Origin of the sequence: Citrobacter sp. CK185 (assembly GCF_030333565.1) — a bacterium.
Lineage (GTDB): Bacteria > Pseudomonadota > Gammaproteobacteria > Enterobacterales > Enterobacteriaceae > Citrobacter_B > Citrobacter_B koseri.
This window is the reverse complement of sequence record NZ_JAOWFR010000010.1, coordinates 1-19,475: the sequence shown is the minus strand read 5'-3', so window position 1 is coordinate 19,475 and position 19,475 is coordinate 1. Positions and strand designations below refer to the sequence as shown.

The 19,475-nt window shown below is 55.7% G+C and carries 18 protein-coding genes and 1 tRNA gene; 9 read left to right on the top strand and 10 right to left on the bottom strand.

Annotated features, from left to right (window positions below):
• Positions 1–142: 142 nt before the first annotated feature.
• The 3 genes from OGV79_RS01320 (at position 143) to glyS (ending at position 3,531) form a co-directional block, all read left to right on the top strand.
• Complete coding sequence (locus OGV79_RS01320; RefSeq protein ID WP_012135698.1) at positions 143–445, top strand: YsaB family lipoprotein; 303 nt, start codon at positions 143–145, stop codon at positions 443–445.
• A gap of 95 nt (positions 446–540) precedes the next feature.
• Positions 541–1,452: a glycine--tRNA ligase subunit alpha gene (gene glyQ, locus OGV79_RS01315; protein ID WP_001168544.1), complete on the top strand. Its 912-nt coding sequence runs from the start codon at positions 541–543 to the stop codon at positions 1,450–1,452.
• 9 nt (positions 1,453–1,461) lie between these two features.
• Entirely contained in the window at positions 1,462–3,531 is a 2,070-nt protein-coding gene (glyS, locus tag OGV79_RS01310) for a glycine--tRNA ligase subunit beta (RefSeq protein WP_286466728.1), read from the top strand.
• A gap of 114 nt (positions 3,532–3,645) precedes the next feature.
• Here the strand turns inward: glyS and cspE are convergent, their stop codons facing one another.
• Both cspE and OGV79_RS01300 read right to left on the bottom strand, forming a co-directional pair.
• Positions 3,646–3,858, bottom strand: coding sequence for a transcription antiterminator/RNA stability regulator CspE (gene cspE / locus OGV79_RS01305; protein ID WP_000014594.1), 213 nt, complete (start codon positions 3,856–3,858; stop codon positions 3,646–3,648).
• A gap of 280 nt (positions 3,859–4,138) precedes the next feature.
• The gene (locus OGV79_RS01300; protein WP_012135694.1) at positions 4,139–4,429 is read right to left on the bottom strand and encodes an HTH-type transcriptional regulator; all 291 of its coding nucleotides are present in this window, start codon (positions 4,427–4,429) and stop codon (positions 4,139–4,141) included.
• Positions 4,430–4,785: 356 nt separating this feature from the next.
• Here OGV79_RS01300 and OGV79_RS01295 point away from each other — a divergent pair, with 356 nt between their 5' ends.
• Positions 4,786–5,496, top strand: coding sequence for a DUF3053 domain-containing protein (locus OGV79_RS01295; protein ID WP_024131051.1), 711 nt, complete (start codon positions 4,786–4,788; stop codon positions 5,494–5,496).
• A 93-nt stretch (positions 5,497–5,589) separates the two neighbouring features.
• Here OGV79_RS01295 and ghrB read toward each other — a convergent pair whose 3' ends face one another.
• The 6 genes from ghrB to OGV79_RS01265 form a co-directional block, all read right to left on the bottom strand.
• Entirely contained in the window at positions 5,590–6,564 is a 975-nt protein-coding gene (gene ghrB / locus OGV79_RS01290) for a glyoxylate/hydroxypyruvate reductase GhrB (RefSeq protein ID WP_047460360.1), read from the bottom strand.
• A gap of 22 nt (positions 6,565–6,586) precedes the next feature.
• Positions 6,587–7,867, bottom strand: coding sequence for an MFS transporter (locus OGV79_RS01285; protein ID WP_049008241.1), 1,281 nt, complete (start codon positions 7,865–7,867; stop codon positions 6,587–6,589).
• 68 nt (positions 7,868–7,935) lie between these two features.
• Complete coding sequence (locus OGV79_RS01280; RefSeq protein ID WP_049008239.1) at positions 7,936–8,874, bottom strand: sugar kinase; 939 nt, start codon at positions 8,872–8,874, stop codon at positions 7,936–7,938.
• Positions 8,875–8,877: 3 nt separating this feature from the next.
• Complete coding sequence (locus OGV79_RS01275) at positions 8,878–9,627, bottom strand: sugar phosphate isomerase/epimerase family protein (protein WP_104868045.1); 750 nt, start codon at positions 9,625–9,627, stop codon at positions 8,878–8,880.
• A gap of 100 nt (positions 9,628–9,727) precedes the next feature.
• Positions 9,728–10,744: a LacI family DNA-binding transcriptional regulator gene (locus OGV79_RS01270; protein ID WP_071259408.1), complete on the bottom strand. Its 1,017-nt coding sequence runs from the start codon at positions 10,742–10,744 to the stop codon at positions 9,728–9,730.
• Positions 10,745–10,892: 148 nt separating this feature from the next.
• Positions 10,893–11,555, bottom strand: a complete 663-nt coding sequence (locus OGV79_RS01265; protein WP_049008917.1) for an OmpA family lipoprotein — start codon at positions 11,553–11,555, stop codon at positions 10,893–10,895.
• Between the two features lie 166 nt (positions 11,556–11,721).
• Here OGV79_RS01265 and OGV79_RS01260 point away from each other — a divergent pair, with 166 nt between their 5' ends.
• The gene (locus tag OGV79_RS01260; RefSeq protein WP_200075904.1) at positions 11,722–14,055 is read left to right on the top strand and encodes a molybdopterin guanine dinucleotide-containing S/N-oxide reductase; all 2,334 of its coding nucleotides are present in this window, start codon (positions 11,722–11,724) and stop codon (positions 14,053–14,055) included.
• On the opposite strand, the gene OGV79_RS01255 is transcribed toward OGV79_RS01260, so the two are convergent.
• Entirely contained in the window at positions 14,033–14,464 is a 432-nt protein-coding gene (locus tag OGV79_RS01255) for an N-acetyltransferase (RefSeq protein ID WP_200024260.1), read from the bottom strand. The genes OGV79_RS01260 and OGV79_RS01255 overlap by 23 nt on opposite strands.
• Positions 14,442–15,023 carry a DNA-3-methyladenine glycosylase I gene (gene tag, locus OGV79_RS01250; protein ID WP_012135682.1) on the bottom strand — a complete coding sequence of 194 codons (582 nt, stop codon included), beginning with the start codon at positions 15,021–15,023 and terminating at the stop codon, positions 14,442–14,444. The genes OGV79_RS01255 and tag overlap by 23 nt, the downstream gene beginning before the upstream one ends.
• Before the next feature lie 158 nt (positions 15,024–15,181).
• Here tag and OGV79_RS01245 point away from each other — a divergent pair, with 158 nt between their 5' ends.
• The 4 genes from OGV79_RS01245 to OGV79_RS01230 all read left to right on the top strand — a co-directional run bounded on the left by OGV79_RS01245 (position 15,182) and on the right by OGV79_RS01230 (position 19,414).
• The gene (locus OGV79_RS01245) at positions 15,182–15,886 is read left to right on the top strand and encodes an autotransporter outer membrane beta-barrel domain-containing protein (protein ID WP_047460372.1); all 705 of its coding nucleotides are present in this window, start codon (positions 15,182–15,184) and stop codon (positions 15,884–15,886) included.
• Between the two features lie 252 nt (positions 15,887–16,138).
• Complete coding sequence (locus OGV79_RS01240; protein WP_071259261.1) at positions 16,139–17,341, top strand: L-lactate MFS transporter; 1,203 nt, start codon at positions 16,139–16,141, stop codon at positions 17,339–17,341.
• 213 nt (positions 17,342–17,554) lie between these two features.
• Complete coding sequence (gene eptB, locus OGV79_RS01235; RefSeq protein WP_286466711.1) at positions 17,555–19,246, top strand: kdo(2)-lipid A phosphoethanolamine 7''-transferase; 1,692 nt, start codon at positions 17,555–17,557, stop codon at positions 19,244–19,246.
• A 91-nt stretch (positions 19,247–19,337) separates the two neighbouring features.
• Positions 19,338–19,414, top strand: a tRNA-Pro gene (locus tag OGV79_RS01230).
• The last annotated feature ends 61 nt before the right edge of the window (positions 19,415–19,475 follow it).

Here is a 19,475-nt window from a genome sequence, read left to right as displayed (position 1 = left end):
GCGGTATCTCACTGGAATATTCTGAGTTTTTACGCTAAAGCTTGTGATGGCCCAGCGAGATTCGCAAAATGCGCCTGTCTTTTGGGCTAAACCCTAACCTTAATAATAATAAGAGCGACCGGCAAATAAGGCGGTAATAAAAATGATGATGAAGTCTGTTTTTCCGGCGCTGTTAACCCTCCTGCTGGTGGGATGCGCGACGACGGCGCAGCCGGTTCAGAAGGCGCAGAAGGTCAACGTGAACCCGGAACGTTCACTGGATATGGAAGCATTGTGCAAAGCGCAGGCGGCGCGGCGGTATAACACCGGCACGCAGAAAATTGATGTGACCGGTTTTGAGCAATACCAGGGTAGCTATGAGATGCGCGGCAATACTTTCCGCAAAGAGAGTTTTGTTTGCTCTTTTGACGCAGAAGGGCAGTTTTTACATCTTTCCATGCGCTAAGTTCCCCCTTTTTCCCGTTTCGTACTGTATATCTTGCGGTCAGCGGGTATACTGATCCCTTCCTTTAAATCCACACGTATCCAGCACGAAATAATATGCAAAAGTTTGATACCAGGACCTTCCAGGGCTTGATCCTGACCTTACAGGATTACTGGGCTCGCCAGGGCTGCACCATTGTTCAACCATTGGACATGGAAGTCGGCGCGGGGACTTCTCACCCAATGACCTGTCTGCGCGCGCTGGGGCCAGAGCCGATGGCGGCTGCCTATGTGCAGCCTTCTCGTCGTCCGACCGATGGTCGCTATGGCGAAAACCCGAACCGTTTACAGCACTACTATCAGTTCCAGGTGGTGATTAAGCCATCGCCGGATAACATCCAGGAGCTGTATCTCGGTTCTCTGAAAGAGCTGGGGATGGACCCGACTATCCACGATATCCGTTTCGTGGAAGATAACTGGGAAAACCCGACGCTGGGCGCCTGGGGGCTGGGTTGGGAAGTGTGGCTGAACGGCATGGAAGTGACTCAGTTCACCTACTTCCAGCAGGTTGGCGGTCTGGAGTGTAAGCCGGTTACCGGTGAGATCACCTACGGCCTGGAACGTCTGGCTATGTACATTCAGGGCGTAGACAGCGTTTACGACCTGGTCTGGAGCGACGGCCCGCTGGGTAAAACCACCTATGGCGACGTGTTCCATCAGAACGAAGTGGAGCAATCCACCTACAACTTCGAATACGCCGATGTGGATTTCCTGTTCACCTGTTTCGAACAGTATGAGAAAGAAGCACAGCAACTGCTGGCGCTGGAAAACCCGCTGCCGCTGCCTGCTTACGAGCGTATTCTGAAAGCCGCCCATAGCTTTAACCTGCTGGATGCGCGTAAAGCCATCTCCGTTACCGAGCGTCAGCGCTACATCCTGCGCATTCGCACCCTGACCAAAGCAGTGGCAGAAGCTTACTACGCTTCCCGTGAAGCCCTTGGCTTCCCGATGTGCAACAAAGACAAATAAGAGGCGGCCATGTCTGAGAAAACTTTTCTGGTGGAAATCGGCACTGAAGAGCTGCCACCAAAAGCCCTGCGCAGCCTGGCGGAGTCCTTTGCTGCGAACGTTACTGCGGAGCTGGATAACGCTGGCCTCGCACACAGCAACGTAGAGTGGTTCGCCGCACCGCGCCGTCTGGCGCTGAAAGTGGCGAATCTTGCTGCTTCTCAACCCGATCGCGAAGTTGAAAAACGCGGCCCGGCGATTGCCCAGGCGTTTGACGCGGAAGGCAAACCGAGCAAAGCGGCGGAAGGCTGGGCGCGTGGTTGCGGCATTACCGTGGACCAGGCTGAACGTCTGACCACTGACAAAGGCGAATGGCTGCTGTATCGCGCGCATGTGAAAGGCGAAAGCGCAGAAGCGCTGCTGCCGAACATGATTGCCACCTCTCTGGCGAAACTGCCGATTCCGAAACTGATGCGCTGGGGCGCGTCTGACGTTCACTTCGTGCGTCCGGTACACACCGTAACGCTGCTGCTGGGCGACAAGCTCATTCCGGCAACGATTCTGGGTATCCAGTCCGATCGCGTCATTCGCGGCCATCGTTTTATGGGCGAGCCGGAAATCACCATCGACACTGCTGACCAGTATCCGCAAATCCTGCTGGAGCGCGGTAAAGTTGTTGCTGATTACGAAGCGCGTAAAGCGAAAATCAAAGCCGATGCAGAAGAAGCGGCGCGTCAGATTGGCGGTAACGCTGACCTGAGCGAGAGCCTGCTGGAAGAGGTCACTTCGCTGGTGGAATGGCCGGTGGTGCTGACGGCGAAATTCGAAGAGAAATTCCTCGCGGTGCCGTCTGAAGCGCTGGTTTACACCATGAAGGGCGACCAGAAATACTTCCCGGTTTACGCCGCAGACGGCAAACTGCTGCCGAACTTTATCTTCGTGGCGAACATCGAATCTAAAGATCCGCAGCAAATCATCTCCGGTAACGAGAAGGTGGTGCGTCCGCGTCTGGCAGATGCCGAGTTCTTCTTCAATACCGACCGTAAAAAACGTCTGGAAGATAACCTGCCGCGTCTGCAAACCGTGCTGTTCCAGCAACAGTTGGGTACGCTGCGCGACAAGACCGACCGTATTCAGGCGCTGGCGGGCTGGATTGCTGAACAAATTGGCGCGGATGTTAACCACGCCACCCGTGCGGGCCTGCTGTCGAAATGTGACCTGATGACCAACATGGTCTTTGAGTTCACCGACACGCAGGGCGTCATGGGGATGCACTACGCGCGCCATGACGGCGAAGCGGAAGATGTGGCTGTCGCGCTGAACGAGCAGTATCAGCCGCGCTTTGCCGGTGACGACCTGCCATCTAACCCGGTTGCCTGCGCGCTGGCGATTGCCGACAAGATGGACACGCTGGCGGGGATCTTCGGTATCGGTCAGCATCCGAAAGGCGATAAAGACCCGTTCGCGCTGCGTCGTGCTGCGCTGGGCGTGCTGCGTATCATCGTTGAGAAGAACCTGAATCTGGATCTGCAAACGCTGACCGAAGAAGCGGCGCGTCTGTACGGCGACAAGCTGACCAACGCGAATGTGGTTGATGACGTTATCGACTTTATGCTCGGTCGTTTCCGCGCCTGGTATCAGGATGAAGGTTACACCGTGGACACCATTCAGGCGGTTCTGGCGCGTCGTCCGACCCGTCCGGCGGATTTCGATGCCCGTATGAAGGCCGTGTCGCACTTCCGCACGCTGGAAGAAGCCTCCGCGCTGGCGGCGGCGAACAAACGTGTGTCCAACATTCTGGCGAAGTCCGACGAAGTGCTGAACGATCGTGTCAATGCGGCAACGTTGAAGGAACCAGAGGAAATTGCTTTGGCTCTGCAAGTTGTGGTTCTGCGTGACAAACTTGAACCCGTGTTTGCTGAAGGTCGTTACCAGGAAGCGCTAGTCGAACTGGCTGAGCTGCGTGAACCGGTCGATACGTTCTTTGAAAAAGTGATGGTGATGGTTGATGACAAAGATCTGCGCATCAACCGCCTCTCTATGCTGGCGAAACTGCGTGAGCTGTTCCTGCAAGTAGCGGATATTTCCCTGTTGCAGTAAGTTCGTCGCAATAAAAAAACCTGCCATCTGGCAGGTTTTTTTATGGGGAAAAAGGTAAAAAAAAATCCCCGCCGATTGGCAGGGATCTTCAATTCTGAGCTTATAAAGCTAAGATTACAGGCTGGTTACGTTACCAGCTGCCGGGCCTTTAGCGCCGCTTTCGATGGTGAAGGAAACTTTCTGACCTTCATCCAGGGATTTGTAACCGTCGTTCTGGATAGCAGAGAAGTGTACGAACACGTCTTTGGAGCCATCGTCAGGAGTGATGAAGCCGAAGCCTTTATCAGCGTTGAACCATTTTACGATACCAGTCATTTTACCGGACATAGTGTATTACCTTTTAAAAAATAAGTGTGCCTTTCGGCGATATGGCGTGCTTTACAGATTTTTTAAGCGTTAAGGAAATGCGCACTACGAGGGGTATCAACGGATAACTCTTGAAGGGGACTGCCTTACTAAACTGCTTTAATGGTCTGTACGTCAAACCGTTGGACGCATTAACTCATGTAACGCTTGTGGATGCAACTTTTATTTTACTTCTTTCGGGTAAGTCTGTCGGGAAACGGCCCCTTAACAGGACCGTTAAACGAAAAAATCAGGCAATAATCTATTTCATCAACTGCTTACTTAAACCTGGGTTGGCCTGGATCAGGCGCATCAGATTTAACTCGGTACTCGACGGTTTTACCCGTCTGGATTCCCATTCCTGCACCGTGGCAACGGTTACGCCCATCGCCCGGGCAAAATCATCTGTTTTTAGCCCGGTTCCTCTTCGTAACTGTTCAAACTCTGTAAAAGGGTTGGGCTTGTTTGTCAGGATAATCGTCTGCGATACATCTTTAAAAACAATTTGTTCCAGACTGCTCAGCAGTTCAAACATAGGATCTTTGTATTCCATTGAGAACTCCTATAAATCACACAGCGGGATCGTGAATTTCATCGAAGCTCATTAAGAATAGTCGGGAAACGTGAAGCCGGTTGGAAGCGGCAAAGAAGTGGATTCGTTTCAGCGCATTCCGGTCAGGATCGCGCGTTGGCTAAGGATCTGAAAAAGGCCGACATATCGGATCGACGGCGCGCAATTGTAAAGATAACAAAAATTTTATCACGTAAAAAAGCTGGCCGTTTCTTCGTATAATATTCCACGGCAAGATTACGCAGAAAGGGTATCTTGCGAGGCTGTCCTGGACTATCCTTGTCAGCGTCAGGCACGCGGCATCGTTGTGCGCATTTTTGGGTGAAAGGAGTATTAAAATGGCGACAGGTAAGTCCTGCTCTCGCTGGTTTGCGCCTGTTATGGCGTTATTAATGGTAGTTAGCCTGAGCGGGTGTTTTGATAAAGAAGGTGATCAGCGTAAAGCGTTTATTGATTTCCTGCAGAATACTGCGATGCGTAGCGGGGAGCGTCTGCCGACGTTGACCGCCGATCAGAAAAAACAATTTGGTCCGTTCGTGTCTGATTATGCGATCCTGTATGGCTATTCGCAGCAGGTGAATCAGGCGATGGATTCCGGTCTGCGTCCGGTTGTGGATAGCGTCAATGCGATCCGCGTTCCTCAGGACTATGTCACCCAGCGCGAGCCGCTGCGTCAGGCAAATGGTTCTCTGGGCGTGCTGGGCCAGCAGTTGCAGAATGCGAAATTGCAGGCAGATGCCGCGCACAGCGCGCTGAAACAGTCCGACGACCTGAAACCGGTCTTTGATCAGGTTTACAGTAAAGTGGTGACGGCGCCTTCGGAGGCGTTACAGCCGCTGATTCCGGCTGCGCAAATTTTCACGCAGCAACTGGTGCAGGTCGGCGACTTTGTGGCGCAGCAGGACACGCAGGTGAGCTTTGTCGCGAACGGCATTCAGTTCCCGACGTCACAGCAGGCCAGCCAGTACAACACGCTGATTGGGCCGCTGGCGTCTCAGCACCAGGCATTTAATCAGGCCTGGACCACTGCGGTAAACGCGATCCAGTAACGCTGTTTATGCCCGATGGCGCTGGCGTCGATCGGGCATACGGTTAAGCAACGTTGTAGGCCGGGCAGGGCAACGCCGCCGCCCGGCCATTTATTATCCTGCGACCTGCGGGTTCACGCAGTTCTTCTCCACCTTGCCTTGTAACGCATCAATTAAGTTATCCACCGCGCAGGCGGCCATGTTGTAGCGCGTCTCATGAGTGGCAGACCCGATGTGCGGCAGCGCCACAACGTTCGGCAGCGACAGCAGCGGCGAATCGACCGGCAGCGGTTCTTGTTCAAACACATCCAGACCCGCCGCATGAATTTCACCGCTTTGCAGGGCGGCAATCAGCGCGTTTTCATCCACGACCGGGCCGCGCCCTGCGTTAATGAAAATGGCGGAGGACTTCATTTTGGCAAACTGCGCCGCGCCAAACAGGTGATGCGTCTCTTCCGTCAGCGGCAGGATCAGGCAGACAAAATCCGCCGTCTGCAACAGGGTGTCCAGATCGCAGTACCGGGCGTTGAAGCGTTCTTCCGCCTCAGGATGATGGCGGCGGGCGTTATAGAGAATAGGCATGTTAAAGCCGAAGTGGGCGCGTTGCGCCAGCGCAAGACCAATGCGCCCCATCCCGACAATCCCCAGCGTTTTGTGGTGTACATCAGTGCCAAACCAGTCTGGCCCGATGCTTTTTGTCCATTCCCCCACTTTGACGCGTTCGGCCACTTCCACCACGCGGCGGGCGGTGCTTAGCACCAGCGCCATGACCGTATCCGCAACGGTTTCCGTCAGCACGGTCGGCGTGTGCATCAGCAATACGCTGCGCGCGTTGAGGGCAGCCACATCAAAATTGTCATAACCCACGGAGACGGTCGATGCCGCGCGTAGTTTCGGCATCTTCTCCAGCAGTGCGCTATTGACGGTTTCGCTGGAGCCCAACAAACCTTCCGCGCTGGCGAAAGCCTGGGCGTGTTGTTCTACCGTTTCCGGGCGAAGATTTGGCACCTGCGTGACGGTGAAATGCTCTTCCAGGCGATGCAGTAAATCGTCAGGTAACGCTTTGTAGAGAATAATGGACGGCTTCATGCGGATCTCCGTGAGTTAAGGTTTAAGCGTGGCGTGCGCCAATCGGTAATTGCTGATTGTTAGCAGGCTTAACAATTAAAGTTAGCCATACTGAGGCGAAAAGCGCCACCCCCATAAAAATGTACGAGGCGGCCGGGCTGCCGGTTGCGCCGTTGAGATAGCCGACGAACCATGAACCAAAGAAAGAGCCCAGCGCGCCCATACTGTTGATCAGCGCCATTGCGCCGCCCGCGACGTTACGCGGCAGCATTTCAGGAATAATGGCGAAGAACGGGCCATAAGGGGCATACATCGCCGCACCGGCGATAACCAGCAGGGTATAAGAGAGCCAGAAGTTGTTCGCGCCAACGGCCCATGAGCCGATAAAGGCAAAGGCGGCAATCAACAGCAGCGGCCAGACGAACAGTTTACGGTTTTGCAGTTTATCGGATGCCCAGGAGACAACGATCATCGCGATTGTCGCCGCCAGGTACGGCACTGAAGAGAGCCAGCCGACTTCCACCATGCCCATATTCGCGCTGCCGCTGCGGATGATGGACGGCAGCCACAGAACAAACCCGTACACCCCGATACTCCAGGTGAAATACTGCATGCACAGCAGGATGACGTTGCGTGAGCGGAATGCCTCGCTGTAATTGCGTACCGCTTTGATGCCCTGCTGCTCTTTTTCCAGTTGCGCCTGAAGCGCAGCTTTTTCTGACTCCGTCAGCCAACCGGCCTGTGACGGTTTGTCTTTCACCAGCACCCACCAGAAGAACGCCCAGATGATGGCGGGGAAACCTTCAATAATGAACATTTCACGCCAGCCGAGCGCCTGAATCAGGTAGCCTGAAACTACGGACATCCACAGCACCGTCACCGGGTTGCCGAGAATCAGGAACGTATTGGCGCGCGAACGCTCTGACTTTGTGAACCAGTTGCTGATGTAAATCAGCATGGCGGGCATAACGGCCGCTTCCACGACGCCGAGAATAAAGCGGATGGCGGCAAGCATTGGGATATTACTCACCATCCCGGTCAGCGATGCGCATGCCCCCCATAAAATCAGGCAGATAAAAATTAGCTTACGTACGCTGCGACGCTCGGCGTACACCGCGCCTGGGATCTGGAAGAAGAAATAACCGAGGAAGAACAGGGCGCCCAGCAGGGAGGAGATCCCTTTCGTGATGCCGAGGTCTTCGTTAATCCCCGCTGCGGAAGCGAAGCTGAAGTTTGCGCGATCCAGGTACGCCAGGCTGTACGTGATGAACACGATAGGCATGATGTACCACCAGCGTTTTGCTGCATTTGTTGAGCTTGTCATAGGCCTGCCTCTGTCACTATGCCGCCGCTGTATGTAGGGTACAGGGGGCTGTTATCATTGCGTGAAGTTTATTCGCCTAACGCTTCACGAGTGGGTAATCCTTCACTGTCGCCCTGAACCTGAATCGCCAGCGCGCCAATTTTATTGCCTCGCGTCACTGCCTGATGCAGCGTGCGGCCTTCCAGCAGGGCGCTGATCACGCCCACGGCAAAGCCATCGCCCGCACCAACCGTATCGACCACGTTGTCCACTTTCACCGGTGTGACGCAGCCTTGCTCGCCCTCAGCGGTTTTGTACCAGGCGCCATCCGCGCCGGTTTTCAGCACCACCGCTTTCACGCCGTGGCGCAGATAAAAATCGGCAATGCCCTCAGGCGTTTGCTGTCCGGTTAATATCATTCCCTCTTTCAGACCGGGCAGCACCCAGTCAGCCTGGAAGGCGAGGCGGTTAAGTTTTTCCACCATTTCGGCTTCGCTTTTCCACAGCACCGGGCGCAGATTCGGATCGAATGAAATCGTTTTGCCCTGCGCTTTCATGGTGCGGGCGGTATGCGCCAGCAGTTCATAAGAGCTGGCGGAAAGCGCCGCCGCAACGCCGCTTAAGTGCAGATGACGCGCGCCGGAGAAGTACGCATCGTGGTAATCGTCCACGGAAAGGTGGCTTGCAGCGGAACCTTTACGGAAATATTCCACAATGGGATCGGTTCCATTTTCGACTTTAGATTTAAGCTGAAAGCCGGTGGCGTAACGTCCGTCCAGCGTGACGCCCTGCGCATCAATCCCTTCTTTTTCAAGCGACTTAAGGACAAAACGGCCAAAGCTGTCATCACCGACGCGGCTTACCCAGCCGACGTTTAACCCCAGGCGCGCCAGGCCGGTCGCTACGTTAAGTTCGGCCCCGGCGACGCGTTTGATAAACGCGTCTACGTCCGCGAGATCGCCCGTTTGCGTGGCGACGAACATCGCCATCGCTTCACCAATCGTGATGACATCCAGAGAATTTTTCATGCGTTACTCCTCACGTAACAAATCGACGTAGCGACGAGTCACCGCCGTCAAATCTTGCCCTTCCAGTGGGAACTCAATACCGCGCGGTACATCAACAGGCAGCGCGTTCAGCAGCGCCAGCCAGCGGGGATCGGCGTCATCCGGCGCAACGGCGCGGAAACTGTCGTGATGGGGCGTGGCGGCTTTAACGTGGATATAGCCGACGGCGGGCGCCAGGTAGCGTGCGGCGTCTTCCGGCGAGTCGCCTACCCACAGCCAGTTCCCCATATCAAACGTCAGTCTGATGGGTAAGTTCTGTACCTGACAGGCGGCATTGAAGCGTTGCATCGGGCGCAATTTCCCGCAGGCGGTTTGATCATTTTCCACCACCAGCGCCATGCCGCTGCTCTCCAGCCAGTCACGCAGGGTGTCGAGCTGATCCTGGCGTTCAAAATGACCCAGCGACACTTTCAGCCACCGCGCTTGCAGCGTGCGGGCTTCCTGTAACAGGTCGGGAAGGTGGGGGTTGAGGCTGCCATCCTCCAGGAACAGCGGTTCCGGCGCGGAGTAGCAGGCCAGCAGGCCGAAAATGTCAATGGCGGCCGCCAGCAGCGGGAGCGCGTTAAGCTCGGCGTCAGTGAACATTTCACGGCGAATCTCGACGCCATCCGCCCCCGCTCCGGCAATGATGGGCAGCATCGCGGTTTGTCCGCCTGCGGCACGCACCTGGTCGTAGCCATAGGCGGCGGTGACCACCATAATTTTTCTTTGCATGGGAACTCCAAATCTATCGCTCTTGCTATTACGCTAGATGGAACCGGTTCCAAAGAAAAGTGCAGTGTGTCGAAATTATGATCACCATCACGAAGGAAAATTAGCGGGCGGTGGAGCCGCGAACGATCAGCTCGCCGGAGAAAACCTGCTCGTGAATCGCGTCGCTGCCCCCTTCAATACGGCGTACAACCTGCTCGACAGCGGCAAAACCAATTTGCCAGGTCGGCTGTTTCAGCGTGGTGATGCCGACGCCTGCCAGCTCTGCCCATTCCAGTTCGTCAAAACCGAGCAGGCCGATGTCGCTGCCCCAGTTAAGACCAATGCGTTTGAGCGAACGGGCGACCTGCAATGTGAGCGCGCCGTTAGCGGAGATCACGGCTTTGCGCATCCCCCGGTGCTGCTGGTGAAACTGGCGCAGGGTGTTATCCAGTTGCGTATTTTCCGCCAGCGGCACCTCGGCGTTTTCCGCCACCACGCCAGGATAACGCGCCAGCGTCGCACGAAATGCGTTCAGGCGCTCGCGGCGGGTATTGACCATACCGAGCGGTTCGCTGAGAAACAGGATCGCCTCGAACCCTTGCTCAATGAGATGTTCGGTGGCGGTTGTTGCCGCCTGGGTGTTATCCAGACCCACGACATCGCAGGCGAAATCAGGGATTTTACGGTCAATCAGAACCATCGGCAGCGCCGACTGTTGCAGGCGGTTCAGCCCCTCCTCGCGCATCCCGACGGCGTTCACCACGATGCCTTCCACCTGGTAGCTGCGCAGCAGATCCAGATAGTGCAGTTCCTGATCCACCTCATTGTTGGTGTTACAGACCAGAGGAGTGAACCCTTTCTCGCGGCAGGCGGCTTCAATGCCGCTCAACACGTTAACGGAATAGGGGTTGGTAATATCGGCGATGATCAGGCCAATCAGGCGGGTACGACCGCGTTTCAGGCCTCTGGCCATCAGGCTTGGGCGATAGTCGAGTTCGGCAATGGCTTTTTCAATGCGCGCCAGCAGGGCATCGGACAGCAAATGCTTCTCACCGTTGAGATAGCGTGAAATGCTGGTTTTTCCGGTTTTAGCGGCTTTCGCCACATCGCTGATGGTTGCCCGTGTTGATTTGCTCATCGCTGATTTCCCTGAATTTGGTGACAACACCTTAACGCGAAAATCAACGATGGCAAGCGCTTCATGCCGGATAAGAATGTAGGCCGGATAAGGCGAAGCCACCATCCGGCGATGTGCCCGGTGGCGCTGTCGCCACCCGGCACAACGATTACTGCAACGGACTTAAGGTGATTTCCACGCGGCGGTTTTGCGCTTTACCTTCGGCGGTGCTGTTGCTGGCGATCGGGTTCGCCGGGCCCATGCCGCTGGTGCGGATGCGGTTGGCGGCAACGCCCTGGGTGATCAGCGCGCTGGCCACGGAGTCCGCGCGCTGCTGCGACAGACGCATGTTCAGATCCTGCCCGCCGGTACTGTCGGTGTAGCCCACTACGTTAACGGCGGTTTTGTTGTACTCTTTCAGCACCATCGCCACGCCGGTCAGCGTGTTGGCGCCCGCCGGTTTCAGGGTTGCGCTGCTGCTGTCGAAGGTGACGTTATTCGGCATATTCAGGATGATGTTATCGCCACTTCGCGTCACGCTCACGCCTGTTCCCTGCATTTTGTCACGCAGTTTCGCTTCCTGTACGTCCATGTAATAGCCAACGCCGCCGCCCAGTGCCGCGCCTGCCGCTGCGCCAATCAGCGCGCCTTTACCGCGATCTTTCTTGGAGGAGGAGAGTGCGCCGACGCCTGCGCCGACCAGAGAACCAATGCCCGCGCCAATGCCGGATTTACCCGCTTCGCGCTCGCCGGTGTAAGGGTTTGTTGTGCAGCCAGATACTGCCAGGGCGCCGCTCACGATAGCAGCAATGACCAAAACACGTTTTTTCATCTTAGTTCCTTAATGACTTTTTTATTTTTTCGCCACAGCGACGGTGGCGGTTGATTATGACGTGCGAACATGAAGAAAATTCCAGGGAAGACTCTTAAATTTGTAAGTAACATTGAGCGGCATAATAAATAAGCCGTCACACCTGCATCGCATTCAGGAGCGCATTTTGATCAACGCACCATCGCACTATTCGGTATTAACCGCCGCCCACTGGGGACCTGTCCGGGTCGACACTGACGGCGAGACGATTCTCGCGTCTCGCGGGGCGCTGCCCACTTCGCATCTCAATTCCCTGCAAACCGTCGTGCGCGACCAGGTTCACAGCCCTACCCGGGTGCGTTTCCCGATGGTGCGTAAAGGCTTTCTCGCCTCGCCAGAGAAGCCACAGGGCGTGCGCGGTCAGGATGAATTTGTGCGGGTGAGTTGGGATGAGGCGCTGGATCTGATCCATACCCAGCACAAACGTATTCGTGAAACATATGGGCCGTCCTCGATTTTTGCCGGTTCTTATGGCTGGCGCTCGAATGGCGTACTGCATAAAGCTTCCACCCTGTTGCAGCGTTATATGGCGCTGGCGGGCGGGTATACCGGGCATCTGGGGGATTACTCTACGGGGGCGGCGCAGGCCATCATGCCGTATGTGGTGGGCGGAAACGAAGTTTACCAGCAGCAGACCAGCTGGCCGGTTGTGCTGGAACACAGTGACGTGGTGGTGCTATGGAGCGCCAACCCGTTGAATACGCTAAAAATTGCCTGGAATGCGTCGGATGAGCAGGGCATTGCTTACTTTGCCGCGCTGCGCAACAGCGGGAAACGACTGATCTGCATCGATCCAATGCGATCGGAAAGCGCGGCGTTCTTTGGCGATAAGATGGAGTGGATCGCCCCGCATATGGGGACTGACGTGGCGCTGATGCTGGGGATTGCGCATACGCTGGTGAAAAACGGCTGGCATGATGACGCGTTTCTGGCGCGCTGCACGACCGGTTACGAGACATTCGCCGACTATCTGCTGGGCGTGAGCGACGGCGTGGCGAAAACGGCGGAATGGGCCGCAGATATTTGCGGCGTATCCGCCGCTAAAATTCACGAACTGGCGGAACTCTTCCATAAAAACACCACTATGTTGATGTCTGGCTGGGGGATGCAGCGTCAGCAGTTCGGCGAGCAAAAACACTGGATGCTGGTAACGCTTGCCGCCATGTTAGGGCAAATTGGCACGTCCGGCGGCGGTTTTGGCCTCTCGTACCATTTCGCCAACGGGGGAAACCCGACGCGCCGCGCCGCCGTACTGGCTTCAATGCAGGGCAGTCTGCCAGGCGGCACCGATGCGGTAGATAAAATTCCGGTGGCGCGCATTGTCGAGGCGCTGGAGAATCCCGGCGCGCCCTATCAGCACAACGGTATGAACCGCCATTTCCCGGATATCCGCTTCGTCTGGTGGGCCGGCGGCGCGAACTTTACGCATCATCAGGATACCAACCGTCTGATTCGCGCCTGGCAAAAGCCGGAACTGGTGGTGATCTCCGAATGTTTCTGGACCGCTGCGGCGAAACATGCCGATATCGTGTTACCTGCCACGACCTCTTATGAACGTAACGATTTAACCATGACCGGCGACTACAGCAACCAGCATCTGGTGCCGATGAAGCAGGTTGTGCCGCCGCGTGATGAGGCCCGTAATGACTTTGACGTGTTTGCCGAACTGAGCGAGCGCTGGGAAACGGGCGGTCATGCGCGCTTCACCGAAGGGAAAAGCGAGCTTGAGTGGCTGGAAACCTTCTACAACATCGCCGGGCAACGCGGCGCCAGCCAGCAGGTGACGCTGCCGCCGTTTGCACAGTTCTGGGAAGCCAACGATCTGATTGAAATGCCGGAGAATGCGGCCAACGCGCAGTTTATCCGCTTTGCGGATTTCCGCCGCGACCCCGACGCGCATCCACTGAAAACGGACAGCGGCAAGATAGAGATCTACTCCCGGCGAATTGCGGACTACGGCTATGCGGACTGCCCAGGACACCCAATGTGGCTGGAGCCGGACGAATGGCACGGCAATGCCGAACCCGGTCAGCTACAGGTGCTGTCCGCCCATCCGGCGCATCGTCTGCACAGCCAGCTTAACTACAGCCAGCTTCGTGAACAGTATGCGGTGGCGGGGCGCGAACCGGTTACTCTGCATCCGCAGGATGCGCAGACGCGGGGCATTGCCGACGGCGACACGGTGCGGGTCTGGAATCACCGAGGACAAATTCTGGCGGGCGCGGTGGTGACGGAGGGCATTAGACCCGGCGTTATCTGCATTCATGAAGGGGCATGGCCGGATTTAGAGGTGTCGGCTGGCGGCATTTGTAAAAATGGCGCGGTAAACGTGTTGACCAAAGATCTCCCCAGTTCGCGACTGGGGAACGGCTGTGCGGGCAACACCGCGCTGGCGTGGATTGAAAAGTATACCGGCCCCTCGCTGACGCTTACGGCGTTTAATCCGCCTGCCAGCCCATAATCCATGTCGGATGCTGTGTATCTTCCTGCCATGCGCTGTCTTCGATACGAAAACCCAGCGCATGGTAGAAATTCACCGCCGACTGATTTTTCTGGTAAACCTCCAGGCTGAGCGCGGTAAAGCGCTGCTGAACATGCTGCACCAGCGCCTTGCCAATCCCGCTGCGGATCGCGTCTGGCGTGACAAACAGCGCGCCCAAAAAGCGCGCTTCCATCACGCTGGCAAAGCCTTTCAGTGAACCTGCTTCTTCCCACACCCAGGTCTGCGCGGCGGGCAGGTACACGTCACGCACTATCGGTTCGCTTTCGCGCCAGTAGCGCGCTTCGATAAACGGGTGGGCATAGATCGTGCTTTCCATCCAGAGCGTCAAAATTGACGCCATATCGTCAGTCCGGGATTCGCGAATCATGCTGACCTCCAGGATGGCAGAAACAGCCCGTGATATGGTCGTTGACCAGCCCGCACGCCTGCATAAAGGAGTAGCAAATGGTGGTGCCGACGAACTTGAAGCCGCGTTTTTTCAGCGCTTTTGCCAGCGCATCCGACGCGGGGGTTGAGGTGGGGATCTCGCTCAGGCTGGCGGCGCGCGTTACCTGCGGCTGGTTTTCGACAAAAGACCAGACGAATTCAGCAAACGGTTCGCCATTTTGCTCCATTGCGAGATATGCCCTGGCATTGCCGATGATGGCCTGAATTTTCCCCCGATGGCGAATAATGCCCGCATCCTGCAACAGACGCTCAACGTCGTCTTCCTGCATCGCCGCGACGCGAACGGGATCAAAGTGGTGGAAGTTTGCGCGATAGTTTTCCCGTTTCTTCAGCACGGTGATCCAGGAAAGCCCCGCCTGCTGGCCTTCAAGGCAGATCATCTCGAACAGCTTTTTGCCGTCGGTTTCGGGAATGCCCCACTCCTTGTCGTGATAGGCGATGTATAGTGGGTCCTGACTGACCCATCCGCAACGCTGCATACTCTTCCTCGCTGTTTTGACTACCGCAAAAATTTCATTCGGCCCGCCTTGACGCGCCAGCTAAAAAGACAATATTTAATACAGGGCTAATAAGCCCTGGAACCGCCAAACAATGACAATAATATCGCCGAATTCGGCTCTTCTCTGGAGTCGCGTTGATGATTATAAAAAAATGCAGTGGTCGCCAGGTGTGGTGCTGCCTGGCGAGCGTTATCGTCTGTGCAATTTTCACTAACACAGCATATGCCTGGCAACAAGAATATATCGCTGATGCCGTATCGGGTCATACGACAGAACGCTATACATGGGACAGCGATCACCAACCAAGTTACAACGATATTCTGGCTGAGCGGATTCGGTCCAGCCAGAATGCGCCTGGCCCTGTGCTGAGCCTGGCCGATCAAACGCCACTGGATGCGACCAGCGGCATGAGCATGGGCTGGAATTTTCCGCTTGCCGGGCGCGTGACGACCGGGCCGGTCGCCAGCCTGCATTACGACGGCTCAACCACCTCGATGTTTAATGAATTTGGCGACAGCGTGACGGCGCAGGCGCTGACCGACCCTCTGTGGCATGCCAGCGTCAGTACGTTGGGCTGGCGGGTGAATTCGCAGTTTGGTGATATCCGTCCCTGGGCGCAAATCAGCTATAACCAGCAATACGGAGAGAACATCTGGAAAGCGCAGTCGGGGCTGAGTCGAATGACGGCGGCGGATCAGAATGGCAACTGGCTGGATGTGACGGTGGGGGCGGATATGCTACTGAACCCGCATATCGCGGCGTATGCGGCGCTCTCTCAGGCAGATAACAGCGCAAGCAATAGCGACTACTTGTACACCCTGGGCGTTAGCGCCAGATTTTAACGAGAATACGCACGTAATAAAAACAAGTTTTTTACAATTAAGTCTCTTTAATAACAAGACGTACAGCGATAGTAGGTACTAACTGACATTAAAAAAATCACGCCACGCAGTCTTTGTCTCGTCATTCATTCCGCAATCCAGGCATTTCATTCCGCTCTGATGGCATTTCATGCCGTTTTTCCCCTGCATAAAAAGCACTTCGTTATTGTTGTCGGCAGTGAATTTCTCCTTTGTTTATGCAGGAAGACTGCCATGAAAACTTCTGATTATCAGCGTACCCGTTGGCTGACGCTTATCGGCACCATCATCACACAATTTGCGTTAGGTTCTGTTTACACCTGGAGCCTGTTTAATGGCGCGCTCTCTGCGAAACTGGATGAACCCGTCAGCCAGGTGGCCTTTTCATTTGGCTTGTTGAGCCTGGGACTGGCGATCTCCTCTTCCGTGGCGGGTAAATTACAGGAACGTTTCGGCGTAAAACGCGTCACGATGGCGTCAGGTGTTTTACTGGGCATCGGCTTCTTTTTAACGGCGCATTCCAACAACCTTATGATGCTGTGGCTGAGCGCCGGGGTGCTGGTTGGCCTGGCGGACGGGGCGGGATACCTGTTAACGCTGTCTAACTGCGTAAAATGGTTCCCGGAACGTAAAGGGCTGATTTCCGCCTTCGCGATTGGTTCTTATGGCCTCGGTAGCCTCGGCTTCAAATTCATCGACAGCCAGCTGCTGGCGACGGTCGGTCTGGAAAAGACATTTATGATCTGGGGCGCGATTGTGCTGGTGATGATTGTCTTTGGTTCAACGCTGATGAAAGACGCGCCGAATCAGGATGTTAAAGCGGTAAACGGGGTGGTGGAAAACGACTTCACCCTGGCGCAGTCCATGCGTAAACCGCAGTACTGGATGCTGGCGGTGATGTTCCTGACGGCCTGCATGAGCGGTCTGTATGTCATCGGTGTGGCGAAAGACATTGCTCAGGGGCTGGCGCATATGGATGTTGCTTCGGCGGCCAACGCGGTCACGGTGATTTCCATCGCTAACCTGTCAGGCCGCCTGGTGCTGGGCATTCTGTCTGACAAAATCGCCCGTATCCGCGTGATTACTATCGGTCAGGTTGTCTCGCTGGTCGGGATGGCAGCATTACTGTTCGCGCCGCTGAGTGATGTGACGTTCTTCGCCGCGATTGCCTGCGTCGCCTTTAACTTCGGCGGTACGATCACGGTGTTCCCGTCGCTGGTGAGCGAGTTCTTCGGCCTGAATAACCTGGCGAAAAACTACGGCGTGATTTACCTGGGCTTTGGGATTGGCAGTATTTGCGGGTCGATTATCGCCTCGCTGTTCGGTGGGTTCTACGTCACCTTCTGCGTTATTTTCGCTCTGCTGATCCTCTCTCTGGCGCTCTCGACCACGATTCGCCAGCCTCAGCGCCGCGTCTTTAAAGAGGCTCACGCCTGATTTTATTCATCATTTAACCACTTCCCGGCCCGGATATTTTTGTAAATATCCGGGCCGCTTGCTTATTCTTCCGACACTTTTACGCTTCCCTGTGGTCTACATACCCGCGCGTGTAGACTGTCTGACATCTGCTGTTACCGCATTTATCCACCTGCCCGGTCTGGAATGGCCTTTTGCGGGTGGTTTTTATCCCGATTTCCAGGGTTTGCTTGCATGAAATACATTAAATCGATGACGCAGCAGAAGCTGAGCTTCTTGCTTGCGCTCTATATCGGCCTGTTTATGAATTGCGCAGTGTTTTACCGCCGGTTCGGTAGCTATGCGCAGGAATTTACCGTCTGGAAAGGCCTCTCGGCAGTGGTTGAACTTGGGGCCACGGTTCTCGCCACGTTCTTCTTACTCCGTCTGCTTTCCCTGTTTGGTCGCCGCGTCTGGCGGGTTCTGGCTACGCTGGTGGTGCTGTTCTCCGCGAGCGCCAGCTATTACATGACTCTCCTGAACGTGGTGATCGGCTACGGCATTATTGCCTCCGTGATGACCACGGATATCGATTTATCGAAAGAGGTCGTCGGCTGGCACTTCATTTTGTGGCTGGTGGCGGTGAGCATTCTGCCGCTGGTCTTTATCTGGAGTAACCGCTGTCGTTACACCCTGCTGCGGCAGTTACGCACGCCGGGCCAGCGCGTTCGCAGCGTGGCGGCGGTGGTTCTGGCTGGGGTGATGGTGTGGGCGCCGATTCGCCTGCTCGACGTTCAGCAAAAGAATGTTGAACGAACAACGGGTATCGATTTGCCGAGCTATGGCGGCGTGGTGGCGAACTCTTATTTACCGTCGAACTGGCTATCGGCTTTAGGGCTGTACGCCTGGGCGCAGGTGGATGAGTCGTCGGATAATAACTCGCTGATGAACCCGGCGAAGAAGTTTTCCTATGTTGCGCCAGAAGGCATTGATGATACGTATGTTGTGTTTATCATCGGCGAAACCACGCGTTGGGATCATATGGGCATCTTCGGCTACGAGCGGAATACGACGCCGAAGCTGGCGCAGGAAAAAAATCTCGCGGCGTTCCGGGGTGAGTCGTGTGATACCGCGACCAAACTTTCGCTGCGCTGTATGTTTGTGCGCGAGGGTGGCGCGTCGGAGAATCCGCAGCGTACGCTGAAAGAGCAAAACATTTTTGCGGTGCTGAAGCAGCTAGGGTTTAGCGCCGATCTGTATGCGATGCAGAGCGAGATGTGGTTCTACAGCAATACGATGGCGGATAACATTGCCTACCGCGAGCAAATCGGCGCAGAGCCGCGCAACCGGGGTAAGACGGTTGATGATATGTTGCTGGTGGATGAAATGCAGCGTTCGTTAGCGCAAACCCCTGACGGGAAACACCTGATCGTAATGCATACCAAAGGGTCGCATTATAACTATACGCAGCGGTACCCCCGCAGTTTTGCGCAGTGGACGCCGGAGTGTGTCGGCGTTGACGATGGCTGCACAAAAGCGGAGATGATCAACTCTTACGATAACTCGGTGAGCTATGTTGATCACTTTATTACCCGCGTGTTCGATCAGCTGCGCGATAAGAAAGCCATTGTGTTTTACGCCGCCGATCACGGCGAGTCGATCAATGAGCGCGAGCATTTGCACGGCACGCCGCGCAAGATGGCGCCGCCAGAACAGTTCCGGGTGCCAATGCTGGTGTGGATGTCGGATAAGTATCTGGAGAACCCGCAGCATGCGCAGATGCTTGCGCGCCTGCAACAGGCGGCGGCGATGAAAACGCCGCGCCGTCATGTGGAGCTGTATGACACGGTGATGGGATGTCTCGGCTACACCTCGCCAGATGGCGGAATTAACAAAAACAACGACTGGTGCCATATTCCGGCTGAACAGAATGCAGCGGTGCAGTAAGCTGTCTGCTGACTTTCTCGCCGATTGAATGGCATTTTCAAACTAAGGGATTGACGGGCGCGCACCTGAGCAGTAAGATGCGCCCCGCATTCGGTGATTGGCGCAGCCTGGTAGCGCACTTCGTTCGGGACGAAGGGGTCGGAGGTTCGAATCCTCTATCACCGACCAATTCAGAAAAGCCAGCCTACGGGCTGGCTTTTTGCTGCCCGGAATTTAACGAGGATGAGAA

What these genes read in the sequence shown, in the direction of transcription:
- OGV79_RS01240 (WP_071259261.1), top strand. Translation starts at nt 16,139, where the DNA reads ATGAAAACTTCTGATTATCAGCGTACCCGTTGGCTGACGCTTATCGGC.
- OGV79_RS01320 (WP_012135698.1), top strand. Translation starts at nt 143, where the DNA reads ATGATGATGAAGTCTGTTTTTCCGGCGCTGTTAACCCTCCTGCTGGTG.
- OGV79_RS01285 (WP_049008241.1), bottom strand. Translation starts at nt 7,867, where the DNA reads ATGACAAGCTCAACAAATGCAGCAAAACGCTGGTGGTACATCATGCCT.
- OGV79_RS01270 (WP_071259408.1), bottom strand. Translation starts at nt 10,744, where the DNA reads ATGAGCAAATCAACACGGGCAACCATCAGCGATGTGGCGAAAGCCGCT.
- cspE (WP_000014594.1), bottom strand. Translation starts at nt 3,858, where the DNA reads ATGTCCGGTAAAATGACTGGTATCGTAAAATGGTTCAACGCTGATAAA.
- OGV79_RS01275 (WP_104868045.1), bottom strand. Translation starts at nt 9,627, where the DNA reads ATGCAAAGAAAAATTATGGTGGTCACCGCCGCCTATGGCTACGACCAG.
- OGV79_RS01295 (WP_024131051.1), top strand. Translation starts at nt 4,786, where the DNA reads ATGGCGACAGGTAAGTCCTGCTCTCGCTGGTTTGCGCCTGTTATGGCG.
- ghrB (WP_047460360.1), bottom strand. Translation starts at nt 6,564, where the DNA reads ATGAAGCCGTCCATTATTCTCTACAAAGCGTTACCTGACGATTTACTG.
- eptB (WP_286466711.1), top strand. Translation starts at nt 17,555, where the DNA reads ATGAAATACATTAAATCGATGACGCAGCAGAAGCTGAGCTTCTTGCTT.
- glyS (WP_286466728.1), top strand. Translation starts at nt 1,462, where the DNA reads ATGTCTGAGAAAACTTTTCTGGTGGAAATCGGCACTGAAGAGCTGCCA.
- OGV79_RS01300 (WP_012135694.1), bottom strand. Translation starts at nt 4,429, where the DNA reads ATGGAATACAAAGATCCTATGTTTGAACTGCTGAGCAGTCTGGAACAA.
- OGV79_RS01280 (WP_049008239.1), bottom strand. Translation starts at nt 8,874, where the DNA reads ATGAAAAATTCTCTGGATGTCATCACGATTGGTGAAGCGATGGCGATG.
- tag (WP_012135682.1), bottom strand. Translation starts at nt 15,023, where the DNA reads ATGCAGCGTTGCGGATGGGTCAGTCAGGACCCACTATACATCGCCTAT.
- OGV79_RS01255 (WP_200024260.1), bottom strand. Translation starts at nt 14,464, where the DNA reads ATGATTCGCGAATCCCGGACTGACGATATGGCGTCAATTTTGACGCTC.
- glyQ (WP_001168544.1), top strand. Translation starts at nt 541, where the DNA reads ATGCAAAAGTTTGATACCAGGACCTTCCAGGGCTTGATCCTGACCTTA.
- OGV79_RS01265 (WP_049008917.1), bottom strand. Translation starts at nt 11,555, where the DNA reads ATGAAAAAACGTGTTTTGGTCATTGCTGCTATCGTGAGCGGCGCCCTG.
- OGV79_RS01245 (WP_047460372.1), top strand. Translation starts at nt 15,182, where the DNA reads ATGATTATAAAAAAATGCAGTGGTCGCCAGGTGTGGTGCTGCCTGGCG.